Genomic DNA, 21,002 nt, shown 5'->3' with positions numbered 1-21,002 from the left:
GAGCGGGTCAGTGGCCGGACGAGCCGGTCGTCGTCAGCGTCTTGTCCGGAGCCGGCTGCTTCACGCGATCCTCGACGTAGCGGCGCACCGCGTCGGCGGCGACTTGCGCATCGGCGCCGCCGTACGGCACGGGCGCGACCAGGTCTTCCGGCCGCGCGAGCATCGTCGCGAGATTCGTGTAGGTCGCGCAGCCGAACGGCACGCCGGGCCGTCCGAACCCCGCATCGACGAGATGCGACGGCTGCATCAGCTTCGCGCAGTCGGGCGGCACCGCGTGCACGCCGTCGAAGCCGATCGCGCGCGCATCGGGCAGGTTGAGCGGCGGCGGCGCCGAGAAGCAGCCCGCAAGCACCAGTGGCGGCAAGGCGGCGACGATGGTTCGAACTCGCATGCGCGCTCCTCCGGTCAGTACACGAAGCCCGCGGCGCCGACGAGGCGCGGCGTGTCGCCCGTCAGCAGGTCGAGCCCGAGATTGCGCTGGATCGCGAACTCGAGATCGCTGCTCGGCCGCGCGACGGTGTCGAGCGCCTGCTCGAGCTGGCCGGGGCCGGTCGGCTGCACGATGTACGGCGTCACGATCACGACGACCTCGGTCTTGTTGTCCTGGAAGTTCTTCGACGAAAACAGCCGGCCGATGATCGGCAGCCGGCCGAGCCCCGGCACCTGCGCCACGGTATCCGCCGTCTGGCTCTGCAGCAGCCCGCCGATCGCGAAGCTCTGCCCGCTCGACAGCTCGACCGTCGTCTCGACGCGCCGCACCGAGAGTCCCGGCACCCTGACGCTGCCGGTCGTCACGCTGTTGTTCGAATCGACCTCGCTCACCTCCGGGCGCACCTTCAGGCTGATCCGGTTGTCGGCGAGCACGGTCGGCGTGAAGTCGAGCGACACGCCGAACGGCTTGAACTCGACTGTGATCGCGCCGGTGTTGCCGGCCTGCGCGACCGGGATCGGAATTTCGCCGCCCGCGAGAAAGCTCGCGGTCTGGCCGGACATCGCGGTGAGATTCGGCTCCGCGAGCATCGTGATCAGGCCTTCCTGATCGAGCGCGTCGAGCACGACGTCGATCGACCAGCGCCCCGCGCGGAAACCGCCGAGCACCGAATACGCACCGGTCGGCGACAGGTTGAACACCTTGGTCGTCGGATCGAACAGCGTGCGGCCGCTGAGCAAGCCGCCGAAGAAGTTGCCGGCCGAGCCGAGCGAGCTCCAGTTGATGCCGAGCTGCTGCGTGACGTTGCGGCTCACCTCGGTCACGCGCACGCGCAGGTTCACCTGGATCGGGCGCGACAGCGTGAGCCGGTTGACGATCTTTTCCTTGTCGTTGACGTAAGGCGCGAGCGACTGCATCACGGCGTCCGCGTCGGCCGCGCTCGGCACCTTGCCCGCCACCATCAGCGAGCCCGGCGCGCCGGACACCGACAGCTTCAATTGCGGAAAGCGGCTGTCGAGCACCGCCTGCAGCGACGCGGTGTCGACCTGCACGATCACCGTGCGGCGCAGGATCGGCCGATGGTTCGCGCCGAGCGCGATCAGCGTGGTGGTGCCGGCCTTCTTGCCGAACACGAACACGGTGCGCGGCGACGGCACCTGGATGTCCGCGATGGTCGGGTCCGCGACGAACATCGCGGTCGCGGGTTCGGACAGCGACAGCATCTCGCCCTTGCCGGTCGCGATCGACAACGCCGCGCCGGCGTCCGTCGCGCCCGCGCGCTGCGCGAGCGCGACGCCCGGCGCGACGATGCAGGCCAGGCACCAGAAAGCCATCCAACGAACCATGCGCACCATGCGTGTTCCCGTCAAATGCCGGCCGCCGGGCGGCCGGCCCGAATCGTCACTGCTCACTGCGGCGCCGCGATCCGTGGCGCCTGCGCCGTCGCATCCGCGGCGACATTGCCGCCCGGGGGCGCCGCCGGCGCAACCAGCGTGCCCAACCAGCCGGACGGCAGCGGCGGCAGGCCCGGCGTGCCGGTGCCGCTGCCGCTGCCGTGCGACCCGTCGTCGACCGACGAGCCGCGATAGATCACGACCGTATTGCCCTGCGGCGCCGGCCGCGTGCCGGCGTCCGTTCTCGCGGGCGGCGCCAGCTGCGCGCGGCGCGCCGCGCGCGACACGTCGCCGGCCCACACCGGCGGCGTATCGGGCTCCGCTTCGTCGCCGCCCGCCGCCTGCCGGCGATCGCTCGTCGCGAAGCTGCGCAGCGACAGCGACAGCGAGCCGAGGCGCGTCGCGACCAGCACGACCTGCGCGGTGCGCGGCGCGACCTCGAGCGTGACCGTGCGCGCGCGGGCCGGCACGTCCGGCGCACTCGCAGGCGTCTTCGCACGCTGGAATTCCGAGCCGACCGCGAGCACGCGCGCGCGCCGCACGACCGTCTCCGCTTCGAACGTGCCGGGCGTCGTCGCGGAGCCGCCGATCTCCTGCGTGAGCACCACGTCGACGAAGTCGCCCGGCTGGATCAGCCCCGCGTTGCCCGACACATCGTCGACCGGCACCGAGATCGCGCGCATGCCGGGCTGCAGCGCGGCCGCGAGAAAATCCGGCGCGGCGCCCGGAATCACGTTGTCCGCACGGATCGGCGCGCCGGCGTCGACACGGTTGCGCAGCAGCGCGCCTTTCAGGTCCGCGCCCGGTTGCGACTCGACGAACGCACCGGCCGGCACCTGCGTGCGCGGCATGCGCTTCCATGCGAGATCGTTGTCGCGCAGCAGCAGCCCTTCGGGCAGGTCCGCCGCCGCGACGCGCACGCGCACCTCGGCCGCTTCGCCGGGCACCGGCGGCGTCGACGCGGCGACATACAGCTGGCGCAGGATGAACGCGCCGATCGCGGCAGCGATGATCAGCACGGTCATTCTCAGGGGTTTGGGCATGGCGGCGTGCGTCCCCGGTCTAGGCAAGCGAAACCGCGTGAGGGAACGGCGCCCAGACGGCCAGCGCCCCGCCGAGCGCGAGCGCGATTCCGTACGGCACGCCGCGCGTCGCAATCGTACGCGCCGGCGCGGCGCGACGCTGCCATGCGACGGCCGCGAGCGCGGCGACGCCGCACGCGGCGCCGCTCGCACCGACGATCGTCAACACCGGGAACGCGAGCGCCGGGCCGGCCCACAGGAATACCGCCGCCGCGAGCTTCACGTCGCCGCCGGCGATCCAGCCCGCGTGACGCAGGCCGGCGAACAGCAGCAGCATCGCCGCGGCGGTCGCCACGTGACCGGCGACGTGCGCGAGCCCTTCGCGCGCGAGTGCCGCCGCAACGAAATACAGCATCGCGAACGCCAGCACCGCGCGATTGGACAGGTGCCGCGCGCGCACATCCTGCGTCGCGAGCGACACCAGCACGAGCGTCGCCGCCGACTGTACGAGAAAGAGCATCGGAGAGCCGTCCGTCGGCGCGCCCCGGCTGGATACGTCGTACCGCTGCGGATCCGTGTGTTCGTCGGCGGCGCGCGGGTTCAGGAGATCAGATCAGCGCCGTGACCTTGTTGATCAGCGCGGTGAACACGGCCGGCAAGCCGCCGGATGTACTGCTGAGGATCACCCCGACCGCCGCCAGTGCGACCACGACGATGCCGGCCAGAACCGCGTACTCGAGCGAGCTGACGCCGCGTTCATCGCGCAGCAAGGTCTTGACGTATTGCAGCATGACAACCTCCGTGTGACGGGGTCGGTGATCGACCGTTGAGTGAAAAGAAGCGGCGCTGCTTCGGTGGCACGCACGGCGTTTTCGCCCATTCATGACTCATGCGGCAGCCCTGTCGTCGGGCCATGCGCATCCCCCGGAATCCATTCGATCGCTGCAACGCGCGATGGTCGGCAATGGAATCCGCCGCGACATGCGCGCGCTTGTTGCATAACTGCATTGGCACAATGCAATTCACACTGATTCGTCTAGGGTATAGACAATTTTTTCGGCGATTTCAAATTATTTAGCGTCAGAGTGCATTTATGGGCGGCGCCCTTCAGCGATGAAATTCGCGCATGCCATTTGCCGCTTTTCAGCATGATGCAACAAGCCCGGCGCGGCGTGCAGTAAGAATGTTAATACCGGGATGCATCGTTGCCGACGCCGTTGCAATTCGATGATTTTTATTCAGTTTTCCGATATGCCGCGTGATTTACCTGCCCGACCTTGAAACGAACTCGCGCGTGCGTTTCCCGGCATCTTTTTCGTGCGCGCCGGCATGATCCGGAAAATTTTGCGCACCCGATCGCATTGCCCGATCCGGATTGGCGCCGCTGTCACCGACGCTCGATTCGCCGCCGATCGGCGTGCGCAATCCGCACGCCGCGCTCCCCCGTCTCGCCATTTCCAATCGGCGCCACGCGTGATTTGCCAACCCGAAACGCGGCGATAAGCATAGTTCAAATCGTTGCTTGTCCCGCGCCCGAGGCGTCCTCCAGAATGGTTCGACACCCTCCGGCCCGATTTCGACTCCTCACCATCCGACGCACCATGATCGACCGATTCCCGTCTCCACTGCGCCTGCTGCGATCGCTGCTGATCGCGTCCCTCGTCGCGTTGCCCGCTGCCGCCGCGCACGCCGACAAGCCCGCCACGATCCGCATCGGCGTCGCCCAGCAGGGCACCGGCGATCCGCCGACCTTCGGCGGGTCGAGCGCGGCCACCGCGCAGTTGCAGCAACTCGTCGAAAAGGAATTCGCGGCCGACGGCATCAAGGTGCAGTGGCTGTTCTTCAAGGGCGCGGGCCCGGCGGTCAACGAGGCGATCGCCAACAAGGCGCTCGACTTCGCCTACCAGGGCGACCTGCCGGCCGTGCTCGCGCGCTCGAACGGCATCAGGACGCGCCTGCTGCTCGCCGCGAGCGTACGCTCGGGCGTGAAGATCGCGGTGCCGCCCGACTCCGGTATCCGTTCGATCACCGATCTGAAGGACCGCCGCGTGTCGATCTTCCGCGGCACGAACCTGCAGCTCGTCGCCGACAACGCGCTCGCGAAGAACGGCCTCGGCGAACGCGACCTGCGCGTGATCAACCTCGACTCCGCGAGTTCGCTCGCCGCGCTCGCGTCGAAGGGCATCGACGCGTCGGTGGGCGACTATCAGTTGTACAAACTGCGCGACGCGGGCCTCGCGAAAATCATCTACGAATCGCAGAACGACGGCCCGCAATACACGCGGCAGACCCACCTGCTCGTGCTCGACGACTTCGAGCACGCGCATCCGGACATCGTGCAACGCGTCGTCAACGCGCTGGTCAAGGGTGCGCAATGGTCGTCCGACGAAGCGAACCGCGATGCGCTGTTCAGGCTGTGGGAAAAAAGCGGCGTGCCGTATGCGTCGTGGCAGGCCGACTACGCGAACCAGCGCCTGAAGGACCGCCTGTCGCCGCTGATCGATCCGTTCCTCGTCGCGCGCTACAAGGCCGTCGCGCAGGACGCGCTGAAGCTGAAACTGATCCGCCAGCCGGTCGACGTCGACGGCTGGTTCGAGCCGAAGTATCTCGACAACGCGTTGCGCGCGCAGCACCTCGAGCACTACTGGCCGCGCTACGACGCGGCCGGCAAGCCCCTCTCCTGACCCGGACCCGCCCCGATGAGCGACACCGCGATCCCGATTCCGTCGTCCGACCCGCGCGCACACGCCGCGCCGTCCCGCGCGGCGGCCGCGAAACGCGTGGCGTGGCTGCTCGCGCCGTGGGCGCTGCCCGCGCTGCTGTTCGTGTTGTGGACCGTCGGCAGCGCGCGCGGCTGGATCGCACCGCAGATCCTGCCGCCGCCCGCGCACGTCGCCGACTCGCTCGCCGAACTCGCGGCCAGCGGCGATCTCGCGCGCCACACGCTGATCAGCCTGCAGCGCGTGCTGGTCGGCTTCGCGGCCGGCACGCTGCTCGGTTTCGCGACCGGCGCGGCGCTCGGCCTGTCGCGCACACTCGAAGCCTACGTGCTGCCCGGCTTCAACGCGCTCGTGCAGATTCCCGTGCTCGGCTGGCTGCCGTTCCTGCTGCTGCTCGTCGGCGTCGGCGAGCCGCTGAAGTACCTGCTGATCGCGCATGCGGCGCTCGTCCCCGTGACGATGAGCACGCTGCAGGGGTTCCGCCAGGCGCCGCCCGCGCTCGATGAAGCCGCGCGCGTGTTCGGCTATACGCGCCGCCAGCGCATCGTCCACGTCGTGCTGCCGGCCGCGATTCCGACGCTCGCGACCGGCGTGCGGCTCGCATTCACGAAATCGTGGCTCGCGCTCGTCGTCGTCGAACTCGTCGCGTCGTCGGAAGGGCTCGGCTACCTGATCGTGTACGGGCGCCAGCTGTTCCAGCTCGATCTCGTGATGGCGGCGGTGATCGTGGTCGGCGCGGTCGGCCTCGCGATCAACCGGCTGCTCGACGCGCTCGAAGCACGGCTGCGCCGCGGCGTGCCGTCCGCATTCCGCGGTTGAACCCGATTCAAGGATTCTCCTCCCATGCCGCTTGACGCCACGTCCGCATCGGACGCCCCATCGCCCGCCGTCAGGATCGCCCGTCGCTTTCCCGTGCCCGACTGGCGCGGTTTCGTCCTGCCGCTTGCCACGCTCGCGCTCTGGTGGGCCGTCTCGTCCGCGCACCTCGTCAAGAGCGGGTTGCTGGTCGGCCCGGCCGACGTGCTGCACACCGCGTGGACCCAGACAACCAGCGGCGCGCTGGCGCGTGCGTTGTCGGCATCGCTCGCGCGCGAAGCGTGCGGCTTCGCGATCGGCGCGACCGGCGGCCTGCTGCTCGGCACCGCGCTCGGGCTGTCGCGCGTCGCCGCGCGCATGGTCGGCCCGAGCTTCGACACGTTCAAGCAGATCTCGCTGTTCGCGTGGATTCCGCTGATTTCCGTCTGGTTCGGCCTCGGCGACGTCGCCAAGGTCGTGTTCCTGTCGCTCGCCGCGCTGCTGCCGGTCGCCGCGCATACGTGCGACGGCATTCATGCGGTACCGCGCACGTACGTCGACGTGGCCCGCGCGCTGCGTTATTCGCGGCTTCAGCTGGTGCGCCACGTGATCCTGCCCGCCGCGCTGCCGTCGATCTTCACCGGGCTGTATCTCGGCCTCATCTACTCGTGGCTCGCGACGCTCGGCGCCGAGTACCTGCTCGTCGCGGGCGCCGGGATCGGCAACACGCTGATCGACGGCAGCGAGCAGTTCCGGATGGATCTCGTGCTGTTCGGGATCATCGTCGTCGGCGTGACCGGCTGGGCGCTGAACGCGGTCGCGCGCGCGATCGAGCGCAAGGTGCTGGCCCGGCGCGGCGAGCTGCGCCGCTGATCGCCCTCTTCCTTCCCGTTGCTTCCCTTTCCGCCATGACGACTCTCGCTTCCGATTCGCTCGATATCCTCCACGTGAGCAAACGCTATGCGCAACGCGGCGCATCGCTCGCCGTGCTCGACGACGTGTCGCTGCACGTGCGTGCCGGCGAGTTCGTCACGATCGTCGGCGCGAGCGGCTGCGGCAAGTCGACTTTGCTGCGCCTGATCGCCGGGCTCGATACCGACTACGCGGGCGAAATCCGCGCCGGCGACGAAACGGTGCGCGACACGTCGCTGCAGCGCGGGATCGTGTTCCAGGATCACCGGCTGTTCCCGTGGCTGACGGTTGCTCAGAACATCGAGGCAGCACTGCGCAATGCGCCGCTCGACGCACCGGCCAAACGGCGCGCGGTAGCCGAGCACATCGCGCTCGTCGGGCTGAACGGCTTCGAGCATGCGTACCCGAACCAGCTGTCGGGCGGCATGGCGCAACGCGTCGCGATCGCGCGCGGCCTCGTGAATCGCCCGCGCGTGCTGCTGCTCGACGAACCGTTCGGCGCACTCGATGCACAGACGCGCGCGCGGATGCAGAACGAACTGCTGCGCATCTGGGAACAGGAACGCATCACGATGGTGCTGGTCACGCACGACGTCGACGAAGCCGTGTATCTCGGCGATCGCGTCGTCACGATGGCGCCGCGCCCCGGGCGCATCGAGCGCATCCTCGACGTCGCGTTGCCGCGGCCGCGCCGGCGCGACTCGCCGGAATTCGCGCGGCTGCGCGACGCGGTGCTCGCCGATTTCGACGATCTCGAACCGCCCGGCAACGGCGGCAGCGGCAGCCGGGCAAACCGTGACGAGGCGCTCGATGCGCACCGGATCGGCGCATGGCGGCTCGCGTGGTGATGCGCTCACGCGCTCACGCGGCGGGCCCGATGCCGTGCCCGAAACGCTCAGCATGCCGACACATATCGATCATCACGGCGCGCACTAAGGTTGTGACGATTCATCGGTTCCGGTTCCGCGCGGTCCCTGCTTGAATGGAGACTCGATCGACCCGACCCAGGAGACTCCCGATGTCCGAAGTCCAGCACGCCGCTCACCCGTCATCGCATGCTTCGCACGCCGCCGCGCCGCGCACGGCCGCTGTCCCGCTTCAGCTTCGCCAGGTCGCCGGCCGGATCGGCGCCGAAATCGCCGGAGTCCGGCTGTCCGGCACGCTCGACGACGCGACGTTCGACGCGATCCAGGCCGCGCTGCTGCGCCACAAGGTGCTGTTCTTCCGCAACCAGGGCCATCTCGACGACACCGCGCAGGAAGCCTTCGCGCGCCGCTTCGGCGAGACGGTCGCCCACCCGACCGTGCCCTCCGTCGACGGCAGCGCGCACTTGCTCGAACTCGATTCCGCGCACGGTGCGCGCGCCAATTCGTGGCACACCGACGTGACGTTCGTCGACGCGTACCCGAAGGTGTCGATCCTGCGCGCGGTCGTGATTCCGCCGTTCGGCGGCGACACCGTGTGGGCCAACACGGCGGCCGCATACACGCATCTTCCCGAGTCGCTGCGCGCGCTCGCCGACACGCTGTGGGCGGTGCACACGAACGCGTACGACTACGCGTCGACGCACGTGCATGCCGACGACACGCAACTGAAGCGCTACCGCGAAGTATTCACGTCGACCGTCTACGAAACCGAACATCCGGTCGTGCGCGTGCATCCGGAGACCGGCGAGCGCACGCTCGTGCTCGGACACTTCGTGCAGAAGATCAAGGGGCTGTCGTCGCAGGATTCCGCCCATCTGCTGCAGGTGCTGCACGAACACGTGACGCGCCTCGAGAACACCGTGCGCTGGAACTGGCAGCAAGGCGACGTCGCGATCTGGGACAACCGCGCGACGCAGCACTACGCGATCAACGACTACGGCGATGCGCGCCGCGTCGTGCGTCGCGCGACCGTTCACGGCGACGTGCCGGTCGGCATCGACGGCCGCCGCAGCGTCGTGCTGAAGGGGCCGGGCGCGACGCTGCAATGACGTTCGCCGCACGGTGGCGGCTTCGGTCGCCACCGTGCCGGCGCCACCCTGCATTCCCGCCTTCCCGACCGGAGGATCCGACCATGACCTTCCCGCCACCGGGCCGACGCTTGCATGCGCAACGATGTCGCCGTCCGTCCGCCCCGTTCACTTCCGCCAGGAGCGTCGCATGAGCGCCCTACCCGTACCCGCCGCCGAGCCGGTCGACGTGATCCCGCTGTCCGCCCACATCGGCGCCGAGATCCGCGGCATCGACCTCACCCAGCCGTTGACCACGCCGCAGATCGCCGCGATTCGCGCCGCGCTGCTGAAATGGCGCGTGATCTTCTTCCGCGAGCAGTTCCTCACGCACGAGCAGCACGTCGCGTTCTCCGCGCAGTTCGGCGAGCCGACCGTCGGCCACCCGGTGTTCGGCCACGTCGACGGTCATCCGGCCGTCTATTCGATCGCGAAGCATCGCAAGGCGACGCGCTTCGAAGGCGAGCCGGTACGCCGGCCGTGGACGGGCTGGCACACCGACGTGACGGCCGCCGTCAATCCGCCGTGGGCGTCGATCCTGCGCGGCGTGACGATTCCGCCGTACGGCGGCGACACGCACTGGACCAACCTCGTGCGCGCCTATGAAACGCTGTCCGCACCGCTGCGCGACTTCGTCGACGGCTTGCGCGGCATCCATCGCTTCACGCCGCCGCCCGGTGCGCGCGCGACCGGCGCATTCGACGAAGCCGTCGAGCGCCGCCCGCTCGTGACCGAGCATCCGCTGGTGCGCGTGCATCCGGAGACCGGCGAACGCGCGCTGTACGTGAGCCCGAGTTTCCTGAAGTCGATCGTCGGGCTGACGCCGCGCGAGAGCCAGGCCCTGCTCGAACTGCTGTGGGAACACGTGACGCGGCCGGAATTCACGATCCGCTTCAAGTGGGAGCCGCGCAGCATCGCGTTCTGGGACAACCGCGCGACCGCGCATCTCGCGCCGGTCGACATCTTCGATCTCGACTTCGATCGCCAGCTCTACCGCACGACGCTCATCGGCGACGTGCCGGTCGGCCCCGACGGCCGGGCGTCCGTCGCGCTCGAGGGCTCGCCGGTCGAGGCAGCGGCCGCGGTCGCACTGAACTGACCGCCGTGTCGACAGCCGGCGCACCCGCGCCGGCTTCCTGCCTCAATCCAGCCACACGCCGTCGAACCGGTGCCCGCCGAGCGGCGAGAACGTCAGCCCGTGCACGCGCTTCGAGATCGGCAGCGACACGATCGACGTCGCGATCGGCGTGAACGGCACCTGATCCTTGAAGACGACCTGTGCCTGCTCGTAGAGCGACGTGCGTTTCGCGACGTCCGAGTTCGTGCGCGCCGCGCTGACGAGCCGCTCGAAATCCGCGTTGCACCATTTCGCGAGATTGCTGCCGTGCACCGCCTCGCAGCCGAGCAGCGTGCCGAGCCAGTTGTCGGGGTCGCCGTTGTCGCCCGACCAGCCGTACAGGATCGCGTCGTGCTGCCCGTCGCGTTTCGCGCGGCGATTGTATTCGCCCCACTCGTAGCTGACGATCTTCGCGCGCACGCCGATCTTCGCCCAGTCCTGCTGGATCAGTTGCGCCATCAGCTGCGCGTTCGGGTTGTAGGGGCGCTGCACCGGCATCGCCCACAGCGTCAGGTCGAAGCCGTTCGGGAATCCCGCCTGCGCGAGCAGCGCCTTCGCGGCTGCCGGATCGCGCGGCGCATCCTTCAGGCGCGGGTTGTACGACCATTGCGCGGGCGGCATCGGGTTCGTCGCGATCGTCGCGTCGCCGTTGAACACGGTCTTGATGATCGCCGTCTTGTCGATCGCGATGTCGAGCGCGCGCCGCACGTCGACGCGATCGAGCGGCGGATGCTGCGTGTTGTACGCGACGAAGCCGACGTTGAAGCCCGTCCCCGAAAACAGCGTTATTTTCGGATCGCGCCGCACCGTCTCGAGATCGGCCGGCCGCGGGAACACCGACACCTGGCACTCGCCGGCCGTGAGCTTCTGCAGGCGCGCGGCCGGATCGGGCGTGATCGCGAACACGAGATGCGCGAGCTTCACGTCGTCCGGCTTCCAGTAGTCGGGATTCGCGTCGTAGCGGATCACGGCGTCCTTCTGGTACGCGCGCAGCTGGAACGGCCCCGTGCCGACCGGGAGCTGGTTGATGTCGGCTTCGCGATGGCGTGCCGTCAACTGCGACGCATATTCGGCCGACAGGATCGACGCGAACGCCATCGCGAGATTGCGCACGAACACGACGTCGGGCTGCTTCAGCACGAAGCGCACCGTATCGTCGTCGAGCTTTTCGATGCGTTCGATGTTGCGGTCGAACCCGAGGTCGCTGAAGTACGGGAAACTGACCGGGTAGGCCTTGCGGAACGGATCGTCGGGATCGAGCATCCGGCGGAACGTGAACACGACGTCGTCCGCCTGGAACGGACGCGTCGGCGTGAACCACGCGGTCGTCTGGAACTTCACGCCGCGCCGCAGGTGGAACGTGTAGACGCGCTGGTCGGACGACACGTCCCAGCTCGTCGCGAGCGATGGCACGAGATCGAGCGTGCCGCGCTTGAACTGCACGAGCCCGTTGTAGACCGTGTACGTGCTCGCGTCGAAATCGGTGCTGGTCGTGTGCTGGCCCGGATCGAAGCCGGCCGGGCTGCCTTCGGCGCAGTACACGAGCGTCTTGCCGGCCGGCGCCGCGAACGCGTGCGTGACCGTGCCGGCGAGCAGCAGCGATGCGGCCACGCCGCGCAGCACTGCAACGGCAACGGACGTATGCCGCGCACGATGCGCGGCCGATGAAACGAATGGAATCTTCATGGTGGCGGTCAGGAAAGGACTGTCATGCGAATGACGACCGCCGATCTTCGCGCGCCGCCCGCCGATCGCTTACCAATTAATTCCGCGTTGCTTATCGCCGCGGATGCATCCCGCTGCCGCCGCATGGAAACGTCCGCGCGAGCACCGGGGACATGCGTGCGAATGCCGCTGCAGCGGCCCGCCCCACGTCGTGCATCGACGCCGTTCGCGACCCGTCCTTCCGGCCCCCTGCAGGTTCTCCGGAATGGGCGCATCGTATCGGTTGGTCAACGCCGGCAGCGGTGCGCGGGGATACGCCCGGCGCACGCGTTCCGGCGCGCCGCCCCTTCCTGGAGGACCCACGATGTCGCTCAACCCCGCTACGCCCTCTCGTCCCGTGAAGTCGCCGGGCCCCGATCATCCGATCACGATCGAACCGCACCCGTCGCGCGTCGTGGTCAAGGTGGCCGGCAAGATCGTCGCCGATACGCGCCGTGCGCTGGCGCTGCGCGAAGCCAGCTATCCGGCCGTGCTGTACGTTCCGCGCGAGGATGCCGACATGGCGCTGCTGCAACGCACCGACCATGCGACGTACTGCCCGTACAAGGGCGATTGCGCGTACTACTCGATTCCCGCCGGCGGCGAACGCTCGACCAACGCGGTGTGGACGTACGAGCATCCGAACCCGGCCGTCGAATCGATCCGCGCGCACCTCGCGTTCTATCCGGACCGTGTCGACGCGATCGAGGAAAGCCCGCTCGGCACCGATTGAGCGCGGCGGCGTTCACGTATTGTCGGCCCGCTGATTTGCATATGCGGATTCGTTGGTTGGCCGCCGGCCCGCGCGGCCGTATCGTCGTCCATCCGGCGCGGGCGCGGCCGGTCGCGCGCATCGACCGCATCCGGCTGCGTCCCGTGCCGGTCGCGCCGCCAGCCCGCGCGACCCGTGAACCCGCCAGCAGGACGCCTCGATGAACGACTTACCGCACGCAGATCTTGAAACGACCCCGGCAAACCCGCGCCGCCGCCAGTGGCTGCACGGCGCGGCCGCCGGACTGGCCGGGCTCGCGCTCGGCCCGCTCGCGGGCATGCCTGCACTGGCTCAGGGCAGCGACAAGCGGCTGCGCATCGGTTTCCAGAAATACGGCAACTTCGTCATACTCAAGGCGCGCGGCACGCTCGAGAAGCGGCTCGCAAGCCAGGGCGTGGCGGTCCAGTGGCTCGAATTCCCGGCCGGTCCGCAATTGCTCGAGGGGCTGAACGCCGGCGCGATCGACGTCGGTACGGTCGGCGAAACGCCGCCGATCTTCGCGCAGGCCGCGGGCGTCGATTTCGTCTATATCGGCAACGAACCGCCCGCGCCGCACGGCGAGGCGATCGTCGTGCTGCCCGATTCGCCGATCCGCACCGTCGCGCAGCTGCGCGGCAAGAAGGTCGCATTCAACAAGGGTTCGAACGTCCACTACCTGCTCGTGAAGGCGCTGGAGCATGCGGGCCTCACGTATGCCGACATCCAGCCGATCTACCTGACGCCCGCCGACGCGCGCGCCGCGTTCGTGCAGCGCAACGTCGACGCGTGGGTGATCTGGGATCCGTACCTGGCCGCGGCCGAACGGCAGCTCGGCGCGCGCGTGGTCGCGGACGGCGACGGGCTCGTGCGCAACACGCAGTACTACCTCGCCGCGCGCAAGTATGCGACCGCGCAGCCGCAGGTGCTGCGCACGCTGCTCGAGGAAGTCGACGCGGTCGATCGCTGGGGACGCGACCATGTTCCGGAAGTCGCCGCGCAACTGTCGCCGCTCGTCGGCCTCGATGCGCCGACGCTCGAAGTCGCGCTCAAGCGTGCCGGCTACGGCGTGCAGCCCGTCTCCGATGCGACGCTGGCGTACCAGCAGGGCATCGCCGACGCGTTCAGCACGCTGAAGCTGATTCCCGGCAAGGTGACCGTCGCCAACGCGCGCTGACGCACCGCTGCCGCGACGCGTTACGGCGAACGCGTCGCGCCGATCCGCCGCCATTCGTCGTAATCGGTGACGAGACCCGCGTCGTCGACCGCGATATCGGCCGCATACGCGCCGCTCTCGTAGCGGTACACGTGCTCCGCCGTGCGCGCATAGCGCTGCTCGCCTCGCACGATCTCGAACGACGGAAAACGCAGCCACGCGGTATGAATGACGGCCGATGCGCCGACCGCCAGCCCGAGACGCCGGATCGGCAGCGTATTGGTCGACGGACTGAAGCCGAGATCGATGTCGGTCGCGCCCGCGAGGGCCGGCGCTGCGCCGCCGTCGATCGTCCAGTGCCCCGCGTCGCATTCGATCGCGAGTTGCCGGGGCGGCGCGGCGCCCAGCCAGTACGTCACGCGCACCGAGCGCGTCAGCCAGTCGGCGCCGCATACGATCGCATAGTCGATGCGAAACGGCGTGCCGTCGATCGCGCCCGCCACCGCGCCCGACAGGTCGATGCCCGCACGCGCCTCGGCGAGCCGGCACCATTCGGCCGCCTGCCAGGTCTGCGCGATCTGCCATGCGACGCAGCGCGTGCGCGCCGCTTCGTCCCGTTGTGTCATGTCGGCTCCCGTCGATCGCATGAGCCGGATTTTCGCTCACGGCGTCGATGATCTCACGGCCTTTGTCTGGCGCGTGCCTTCGTACCGATACCGAGTATCGGCTCGTCGCGCACCTTCGGTACCGGTCCTGCTTTGGTACCATCACCGCTCGGCATCACCCGAACCGGACAAGGGGCGTGATTTCATGGATTTGCTGGCGACGATGCGCATCTACGTGAGGGTCGTCGAGCGCGGCACGATGTCGGGCGCGGCACGGGATCTGGACATGGGCCAACCGGCCGTCAGCGAGCGCATCGACAAGCTCGAAAAACGTCTCGGCACACGTCTGCTGATGCGCAGTGCACGTACGCTCACGTGCACCGACGAAGGCCGCATTTTCTACGAACACAGCAAGGCGCTGCTCGAAGCGGCCGAAGCGTCGATCGCATCGGTATCGAAAACGGAAAACACGCTCGGCGGCACGATCCGGCTCGCCGCGCCGCAATGCTTCGGCGAGGTCGTGATTCCGCAGGCGCTGATGCATATCCGCACCGCGTATCCGCAACTGCACATCGACCTGGTGCTGAACGACAACATCGTCGATCCGGTCACGGAAGGCGTCGACATCTCGATCCGCCTCGGCCAGCTCGACGACGGCGGATTCGTCGCGCATCCGCTCGGCCAGGTCGACCGCGTGCTCGTGGCCGCGCCCGCCTATCTCGACCGCCACGGCCCGATCGACACGAAGGCCGATCTGGCGAACCACCCGTTCATCCGCGTCAAGGGCATCTTCGCGAACGAGCAGTTGCCGCTGCGGAGTGAAGACAAGACGCTCGAATACGCGCGGATCCAGACGGTGATGACGACGAGCCACTGGCGCCCGATGTTCGACACGATCCTGGCCGGCGGCGGCATCGGCGTCGTGCAGGCGCCGGCCTGCGCCCATGCGCTCGCGCACGGCAAGCTCGTCGAGATCCTGCCGCAATACACGATTCCCGCATTCGCGCTCAACGCGCTGGTCCAGGCGCAACGGCCGCTGCCGCCGCGCGTGCGGGTCGTCGTCGATCTGCTGAAGAAGGAGATTCCGGCGCTTTTGGACAGAAGCAAACCCTGAGCGCGCGCACCCGCCCGAGCGGCACCGTCTGCTTTCCGGATCACCGAAGCCTCGCCTCGAAACCCGTCCGTCGATTCGATCCGATTCGATTCCATGCGGCCACGCGTTTGCCGGCGCCGTCGCGTCGTTGCCCGTGCAGCCGCCACGCAGTCACGCGCGCCGCGTCACCACGCCTGCCGATAGATCGCCAGCGCGTCGGCTTCCGTCACCTCGCGCGGATTGTTCACGAGCAGGCGCGTCTGCAGCATCGCATCCGACGCCATCCTCGGCAGGTCGCCCTCACCGATGCCGACCTCGCGCAGCGTGCGCGGAATGCCCGTCGCGACGATCAGGCGATCGATCTCGTCGATCAGCGCCTGCGTCCTCGCTTCGTCGCTCCCCGCGGCCGACGGCGCGACGATCGCCGCGAGTTCCGCATACAGCGGCGCGGCAGCCGGCGCATTGAAGCGCAGCACGTGCGGCAGCACGAGCGCGTTCGACAGCCCGTGCGGCACGTGGAACATGCCGCCGACCGGATAGGCCAGCGCATGCACGGCCGCGACCGGCGCGTTCGCGAACGCCTGGCCGGCGAACATCGCGCCGACCAGCATCGCTTCGCGCGCGCGGCGATCGTTGCCGTCGTCGCATGCCTTCAGCAGGTTGCGCGACAGCAGCGTCAATGCGTGCACGGCCAGCATGTCGGACACCGGATTCTTCAGCCGCGACGACGTATAGGCTTCGATCGCGTGCACCATCGCGTCGATGCCCGTCGCGGCGGTTGCCGCGCGCGGCAGCCCGAGCGTCAGCTCGGCGTCGAGGATCGCGACGTCCGCGAACAGCTGCGGCGACACGACGCCCATCTTGCGCGCCTCGCCGACCGTGACGATCGACACGGCCGTCACTTCGGAGCCGGTGCCGGCCGTGGTCGGCATCTGCACGAGCGGCAGCCGGGACGTGGCAACCTTGTCGACGCCGTACATGTCGGCCAGCGCCTGCCGCCCCGGCGCGAGCACCGCGATCAGCTTCGCGACGTCCATCGACGAACCGCCGCCGAGGCCGAGCACGATCTCGGCATCGGCCGCCACCGCCCGCGCGGTCGCCTCGAGCACGACGTGCTCGGGCGGATCGGCGATCACGTCGTCGATCACGGTCACCTGCCAGCCGTGCGCGGCGAGGCTCTCCAGCGCGGGCGCGAGCACGCCGCTGCGATGCAGGAACGCGTCGGTGACGACGCACAGCCGCGCGAGCGCCGGAAAGCGTTCGCGCAACAGCGCGCCGAGCCGGCGCGCGGCGCCGAATTCGACGATCTGCGTCGGCACGGTACGGAATTGAAACGGGTTCATCGGGTGCCTCCCGGTGGCGTCGCCGTGCCGGTGTCCGGCTGCACCATGTAGCGCGTCACGTCGCGGCGATCGAGCAACGGAATGATCGCGCCGACAGCGATCCGCTGGAAATGCGGCGTATCCCGATGCACGTCGAGGCCGTCGGCATCCCGGTAACGCTCGAGGATCACGATGTGGTCGGGATCGACCGGCGAGCGGAAGTACGCATAGTCGAGGTTCTTCGGCTCGGCCCGCGTGGCCGGCGCGAGTTCCGCGAGCAATTCGATCACGCGGTCGCCGTTGCCGGGTTTCGCGAAGAAATGGGCGATGACCTGCAGGTAAGGTTCGTTCATGCTGCGCTCCGTATTCGCCAGCGGCCCGTCAAGACGGGGCGTCATTCGACCATGCGCGGTCGCTCGTCGAAGGCGGCAGTCGGCGGCCCGACACGGTGCCGACGCCTCGTCGTCGCATTGTATTGAATCGGTGCCGCTTGCGCCGCGCACGCGTCATGCATGCGACGGCATGCTTCGCGCGAAGGGTTCACGGCAGGGCCGTCGAATGCCCGCGCGTCACACCAGCCGGCCGCCCCCGTCGACATGCAGGATTTCGGCATTCACGAAGCCGTTGCCCAGCAGGAACGCGATCGCTCCGCCGACTTTGTCGGCGCGACCGACGCGTCCGCCGGGCAGCGCCGCCGCGGCCTGGCCGAGCATCGCGTCGCGCGCTTCCGGGCCGAATGCGTCGTACAGCGGCGTGTCGACGAAACCGGGCGCGACGACGTTCACGCGAATCGGCTTGAGCTCCAGCGCAAGCGACTGCGCCAGTGCTTCGACGCCGCGCACGGCGGCCGCAATGACCGACGTGCCTTGCCCGGACGGACGGTCCGCCAGCTGTCCGCCGGTGAGCACGATCGAGCCGGTCGCGGGCATCAGCGGCAACGCGGCGCGGATCGCATGGACCGGCCCGGCAATACGCTCCTGCAGCGCGGCGAGCAGGTGATCCGGATCGGTGTCGGCCAGCTTGCCGGCGATGCCCGCGCGCTCTACATCACGGATCCGGCACCGCTTTCCGAATTCCGGCTATTGCATCGCCCCCGGGCGGCGCCGGTGGGCCCTTCGGCTAAAATGCCGCACTTTCCACCTTGTCCGGCCCGCTCGCCATGCAACCCGCTTCCCACGCCCGATCCGCCGCCCACGGCGCCGACGATGCAGACCTGTCGCACGATCTCGTCTACGGTCCCGACGACCGGCCCGCGCCGATGGTCGCCTTCGTCGCCGCGCTGCAGCACCTGCTGGCGATCATCGTGCCGATCGTCACGCCCGGCCTGCTGATCTGCCAGGCGCTCGGCGTATCGAGCCGGGATACGACCCTTATCGTATCGATGTCGCTGGTGATTTCCGGCATCGCGACCTTCGTGCAGTGCAAGCGCTTCGGCCCGCTCGGCGCCGGCCTCCTGATCGTGCAGGGCACCAGCTTCAACTTCGTCGGCCCGCTGATCGCCGGCGGCAGCGTGATGGTCAAGCAAGGCACGCCGGTCGAGACCGTGATGGCCGCGATCTTCGGCGTCGTGATCGCCGGTTCGTTCGTCGAGATGGGCGTGTCGCGCATCCTGCCGTTCGTGAAGCGCCTGATCACGCCGCTCGTCACCGGCATCGTCGTGCTGCTGATCGGCCTCACGCTGATCAAGGTCGGCCTCATCAGCATGGGCGGCGGCTACGGCGCGATGGCCAACGGCACGTTCGCGAGCGCCCAGAACCTGACGCTGTCGTGCCTCGTGCTCGGCACCATCATCCTGCTGAACCGCGTGCCGATCGTGTGGGTGCGCAGCACCGCACTCGTGATCGCGCTCGTGATCGGCTATGCCGCGGCTGCCGTGCTCGGCCGCCTCGACTTCACCGGCGTGCACCAGGCCGCGCTGTTCCAGGTCCCGACGCCGCTGCATTTCGGCATCGGCTTCTCATGGTCGCTGTTCGTGCCGATGCTGATCATCTACCTCGTCACGTCGCTCGAAGCGATCGGCGACGTCACCGCCACCAGCAAGATCTCGAAGGAGCCGGTCGAAGGGCCGGTGTGGATGCAGCGGATCAAGGGCGGCGTGCTCGTGAACGGCGCGAACTCGCTGCTGGCCGGCGTGTTCAACACGTTCCCGAGCTCCGTGTTCGCGCAGAACAACGGCGTGATCCAGATCACCGGCGTCGCGAGCCGCTACGTCGGCATCTGGATCGCGGGCATGCTCGTGGTGCTCGGCCTGTTCCCGGTCGTCGCGGGCGCGCTGCAGGCCGTGCCGGAGCCCGTGCTCGGCGGTGCGGCGATGGTGATGTTCGGCGCGGTGGCCGCGTCGGGCATCAACATCCTGTCCGGCGTCCAGCTCGATCGCCGCGCGCTGCTGATCATCGCAGTGTCGCTCGCGCTCGGCCTCGGCGTGTCGCAAGTGCCGGACATCCTGAACAGCCTGCCGCATGCACTGAAGAACGTGCTGGAGTCGGGTGTCGCGACGGGCGGCATCTGCGCGCTCGTGATGAACTGGTTCCTGCCGGAACAGAAGTAACGCTACGGACTCCGTGACGACGCGGTCCGGCCGACGGGTCGCGTCGCGCTCGACGAGCCCGGCTTGGCCGGGCGCCCGACTCTCGCTAGAATCGGTTCATGCCTCAAGCCCCCATCTCCACGAATGCGCCGGAAGCCAGTGCGGTTCCCGTCAAGGAACGCGCGACCGTCGTCTGCTACCGCGAACGGCAGGTCCTGCTCGTCGCGCGCGCATCGTCGCGCTGGGCGCTGCCCGGCGGCACGATCAAGCGCGGCGAGACGCCGCTCGAAGCCGCGCATCGGGAGCTGCAGGAAGAGACCGGCATCACCGGCCAGGACCTGGTCTATTCGATGCAGTTCACGGGGCTCGCGAAGGTGCATCACGTGTTCTTCGCCGAAGTCGGCCCGGAGCACACGGCCCAGGCGAGCAACGAGATCGAGAAGTGCAAGTGGTTTCGCATCGACAACGTCGACGAACTGCGCGCGAGCATCCCGACGAAACGCATCGTCGAGCTCGTCTACGAGCACGAAATCCTCGAGTAGGTAGACACCCCACCCCCGCCGGCTCGCGCGAGCCGATATGATGCGCCCACGGTCCATCACCGCGTTCCCTTCCGAGCGAGCTGCAGATGAACAGTGCGTACACCTACCGCGGATACACAATCGATATCCGCTGCGAATTCCGGCTCGACGAATCGCGCGACCACGCGCCGCCCGCCCCGCTGCGGTTCGGGTTCGTCGCGGTCGTGCAGGTGCGCTCGGCCGCCAGCGTGCCGCGCCTGCTCGGACCGATTCGTCTCGCCGACGACGGCGGCCACCTGTTCCGCAACACCCGCAATGCGTTGCGCGCAGGCCGCGCGGCCGGCGAAATCCTCGTCGACGATCTGCTGGTCGATACGGGCCAGGCAAAAGGACGCGCGCATTCCTGAGCCGTCGATCGGCCCGGGATCATCTTTGCGGCGTTTTGCGGAGCGCGCGCGTGCCGGCGCTCAGTGCAGGCGCTTTCGTCGTAGTTCGTGTGTGGAATAGACGGCGAGGAAGATACCGAGCATCGCGACGCCGGACGCCAGGAAGTCGTTTACGGTTCCCGTGCTGTTCAGCGATTTCGGGAAGATGCCGAGACTCAGTCCTGCGACAGCCAGAAACACGCCTGCCGCCACACCCCACACCGGTCCGGTGGTCTTTTCGATTGTGTTTTTCATACAGCACCCGTCTACAGTCTTTGCCTGAATGGCGGCGGCGCATGGCGCTCGCATCTACCATTCGTGATTCGACTATAGCGGCGAAATAATCAGCGCGGATTTAGTGCTTTCACCGATCAAGTTTTTGCCGATCGCGAACATGCCGTGTCCCGGCGACTCATGCCCTGCTCGATCGATCCGGACAGGATTCCTTCGCTGTGGGCCTTATTGCCTGCCATTGCGTCGCGAATATCGATCGACGGGCAGCGGTTCTTACGCTCCGA

Annotated in this window: 23 protein-coding genes; 12 read left to right on the top strand and 11 right to left on the bottom strand. The window is 68.5% G+C overall.

Features of this window, described 5'->3' with window-relative positions:
• Nucleotides 1-7: 7 nt before the first annotated feature.
• The 5 genes from U4Z31_RS07230 to U4Z31_RS07210 form a co-directional block, all read right to left on the bottom strand.
• Nucleotides 8-391 (bottom strand): CpaD family pilus assembly lipoprotein, encoded by a 384-nt coding sequence (locus U4Z31_RS07230; RefSeq protein ID WP_321809840.1) that lies wholly within the window; start codon nucleotides 389-391, stop codon nucleotides 8-10.
• Between the two features lie 14 nt (nucleotides 392-405).
• Nucleotides 406-1,785 (bottom strand): type II and III secretion system protein family protein, encoded by a 1,380-nt coding sequence (locus tag U4Z31_RS07225; protein WP_321809839.1) that lies wholly within the window; start codon nucleotides 1,783-1,785, stop codon nucleotides 406-408.
• 53 nt (nucleotides 1,786-1,838) lie between these two features.
• Entirely contained in the window at nucleotides 1,839-2,867 is a 1,029-nt protein-coding gene (cpaB, locus tag U4Z31_RS07220; protein WP_321809838.1) for a Flp pilus assembly protein CpaB, read from the bottom strand.
• 19 nt (nucleotides 2,868-2,886) lie between these two features.
• Nucleotides 2,887-3,366: a prepilin peptidase gene (locus tag U4Z31_RS07215; RefSeq protein WP_124488396.1), complete on the bottom strand. Its 480-nt coding sequence runs from the start codon at nucleotides 3,364-3,366 to the stop codon at nucleotides 2,887-2,889.
• Between the two features lie 88 nt (nucleotides 3,367-3,454).
• Nucleotides 3,455-3,637: a Flp family type IVb pilin gene (locus U4Z31_RS07210; protein WP_044843866.1), complete on the bottom strand. Its 183-nt coding sequence runs from the start codon at nucleotides 3,635-3,637 to the stop codon at nucleotides 3,455-3,457.
• Nucleotides 3,638-4,447: 810 nt separating this feature from the next.
• Here U4Z31_RS07210 and U4Z31_RS07205 point away from each other — a divergent pair.
• The 6 genes from U4Z31_RS07205 (at nucleotide 4,448) to U4Z31_RS07180 (ending at nucleotide 10,365) form a co-directional block, all read left to right on the top strand.
• The gene (locus U4Z31_RS07205) at nucleotides 4,448-5,530 is read left to right on the top strand and encodes an ABC transporter substrate-binding protein (RefSeq protein ID WP_124488394.1); all 1,083 of its coding nucleotides are present in this window, start codon (nucleotides 4,448-4,450) and stop codon (nucleotides 5,528-5,530) included.
• 15 nt (nucleotides 5,531-5,545) lie between these two features.
• Nucleotides 5,546-6,385 (top strand): ABC transporter permease, encoded by an 840-nt coding sequence (locus U4Z31_RS07200; RefSeq protein WP_321809837.1) that lies wholly within the window; start codon nucleotides 5,546-5,548, stop codon nucleotides 6,383-6,385.
• Between the two features lie 24 nt (nucleotides 6,386-6,409).
• Nucleotides 6,410-7,234 (top strand): ABC transporter permease, encoded by an 825-nt coding sequence (locus U4Z31_RS07195; RefSeq protein WP_124521166.1) that lies wholly within the window; start codon nucleotides 6,410-6,412, stop codon nucleotides 7,232-7,234.
• 35 nt (nucleotides 7,235-7,269) lie between these two features.
• Nucleotides 7,270-8,121 carry an ABC transporter ATP-binding protein gene (locus U4Z31_RS07190; protein WP_321809836.1) on the top strand — a complete coding sequence of 284 codons (852 nt, stop codon included), beginning with the start codon at nucleotides 7,270-7,272 and terminating at the stop codon, nucleotides 8,119-8,121.
• Between the two features lie 170 nt (nucleotides 8,122-8,291).
• Nucleotides 8,292-9,248 (top strand): TauD/TfdA dioxygenase family protein, encoded by a 957-nt coding sequence (locus tag U4Z31_RS07185; protein WP_044843861.1) that lies wholly within the window; start codon nucleotides 8,292-8,294, stop codon nucleotides 9,246-9,248.
• 169 nt (nucleotides 9,249-9,417) lie between these two features.
• Nucleotides 9,418-10,365 (top strand): TauD/TfdA dioxygenase family protein, encoded by a 948-nt coding sequence (locus tag U4Z31_RS07180; RefSeq protein ID WP_044843860.1) that lies wholly within the window; start codon nucleotides 9,418-9,420, stop codon nucleotides 10,363-10,365.
• A 42-nt stretch (nucleotides 10,366-10,407) separates the two neighbouring features.
• Here the strand turns inward: U4Z31_RS07180 and U4Z31_RS07175 are convergent, their stop codons facing one another.
• Nucleotides 10,408-12,069: an ABC transporter substrate-binding protein gene (locus U4Z31_RS07175; RefSeq protein ID WP_321809835.1), complete on the bottom strand. Its 1,662-nt coding sequence runs from the start codon at nucleotides 12,067-12,069 to the stop codon at nucleotides 10,408-10,410.
• A 343-nt stretch (nucleotides 12,070-12,412) separates the two neighbouring features.
• Here U4Z31_RS07175 and U4Z31_RS07170 point away from each other — a divergent pair, with 343 nt between their 5' ends.
• Nucleotides 12,413-12,820: a DUF427 domain-containing protein gene (locus tag U4Z31_RS07170; protein ID WP_257774924.1), complete on the top strand. Its 408-nt coding sequence runs from the start codon at nucleotides 12,413-12,415 to the stop codon at nucleotides 12,818-12,820.
• Between the two features lie 199 nt (nucleotides 12,821-13,019).
• The gene (locus U4Z31_RS07165; RefSeq protein ID WP_321809834.1) at nucleotides 13,020-14,012 is read left to right on the top strand and encodes a sulfonate ABC transporter substrate-binding protein; all 993 of its coding nucleotides are present in this window, start codon (nucleotides 13,020-13,022) and stop codon (nucleotides 14,010-14,012) included.
• 20 nt (nucleotides 14,013-14,032) lie between these two features.
• On the opposite strand, the gene U4Z31_RS07160 is transcribed toward U4Z31_RS07165, so the two are convergent.
• A complete protein-coding gene (locus U4Z31_RS07160) occupies nucleotides 14,033-14,617 on the bottom strand; it encodes a putative glycolipid-binding domain-containing protein (protein ID WP_321809833.1) in 585 nt (194 codons plus the stop codon).
• Between the two features lie 184 nt (nucleotides 14,618-14,801).
• On the opposite strand from U4Z31_RS07160, the gene U4Z31_RS07155 reads away from it, so the two are divergent.
• Complete coding sequence (locus U4Z31_RS07155) at nucleotides 14,802-15,710, top strand: LysR family transcriptional regulator (RefSeq protein ID WP_321809832.1); 909 nt, start codon at nucleotides 14,802-14,804, stop codon at nucleotides 15,708-15,710.
• Between the two features lie 164 nt (nucleotides 15,711-15,874).
• On the opposite strand, the gene U4Z31_RS07150 is transcribed toward U4Z31_RS07155, so the two are convergent.
• From U4Z31_RS07150 to U4Z31_RS07140, 3 genes are all read right to left on the bottom strand, one after another.
• On the bottom strand, nucleotides 15,875-17,032 hold the full coding sequence (locus U4Z31_RS07150; protein ID WP_124668452.1) for an iron-containing alcohol dehydrogenase: 1,158 nt from the start codon (nucleotides 17,030-17,032) through the stop codon (nucleotides 15,875-15,877).
• Entirely contained in the window at nucleotides 17,029-17,364 is a 336-nt protein-coding gene (locus tag U4Z31_RS07145; RefSeq protein ID WP_321802294.1) for a putative quinol monooxygenase, read from the bottom strand. The genes U4Z31_RS07150 and U4Z31_RS07145 overlap by 4 nt, the downstream gene beginning before the upstream one ends.
• 216 nt (nucleotides 17,365-17,580) lie before the next feature.
• On the bottom strand, nucleotides 17,581-18,042 hold the full coding sequence (locus tag U4Z31_RS07140) for an SDR family oxidoreductase (protein WP_321809863.1): 462 nt from the start codon (nucleotides 18,040-18,042) through the stop codon (nucleotides 17,581-17,583).
• Nucleotides 18,043-18,170: 128 nt separating this feature from the next.
• Here U4Z31_RS07140 and U4Z31_RS07135 point away from each other — a divergent pair, with 128 nt between their 5' ends.
• The 3 genes from U4Z31_RS07135 (at nucleotide 18,171) to U4Z31_RS07125 (ending at nucleotide 20,466) form a co-directional block, all read left to right on the top strand.
• Nucleotides 18,171-19,559, top strand: coding sequence for a uracil-xanthine permease family protein (locus U4Z31_RS07135; protein ID WP_321809831.1), 1,389 nt, complete (start codon nucleotides 18,171-18,173; stop codon nucleotides 19,557-19,559).
• Between the two features lie 98 nt (nucleotides 19,560-19,657).
• Nucleotides 19,658-20,080, top strand: coding sequence for an NUDIX hydrolase (locus tag U4Z31_RS07130; protein WP_124521180.1), 423 nt, complete (start codon nucleotides 19,658-19,660; stop codon nucleotides 20,078-20,080).
• An 86-nt stretch (nucleotides 20,081-20,166) separates the two neighbouring features.
• Nucleotides 20,167-20,466, top strand: a complete 300-nt coding sequence (locus tag U4Z31_RS07125) for a hydrogenase maturation factor (protein WP_321809830.1) — start codon at nucleotides 20,167-20,169, stop codon at nucleotides 20,464-20,466.
• 60 nt (nucleotides 20,467-20,526) lie between these two features.
• On the opposite strand, the gene U4Z31_RS07120 is transcribed toward U4Z31_RS07125, so the two are convergent.
• The gene (locus tag U4Z31_RS07120) at nucleotides 20,527-20,739 is read right to left on the bottom strand and encodes a hypothetical protein (protein WP_321809829.1); all 213 of its coding nucleotides are present in this window, start codon (nucleotides 20,737-20,739) and stop codon (nucleotides 20,527-20,529) included.
• Nucleotides 20,740-21,002 lie beyond the last annotated feature (263 nt).

This window comes from Burkholderia sp. BCC1985 (genome assembly GCF_905339915.1).
In the GTDB taxonomy this organism is placed as follows: Bacteria; Pseudomonadota; Gammaproteobacteria; order Burkholderiales; family Burkholderiaceae; genus Burkholderia.
This window is presented reverse-complemented; position numbering and strand designations above follow the sequence as displayed.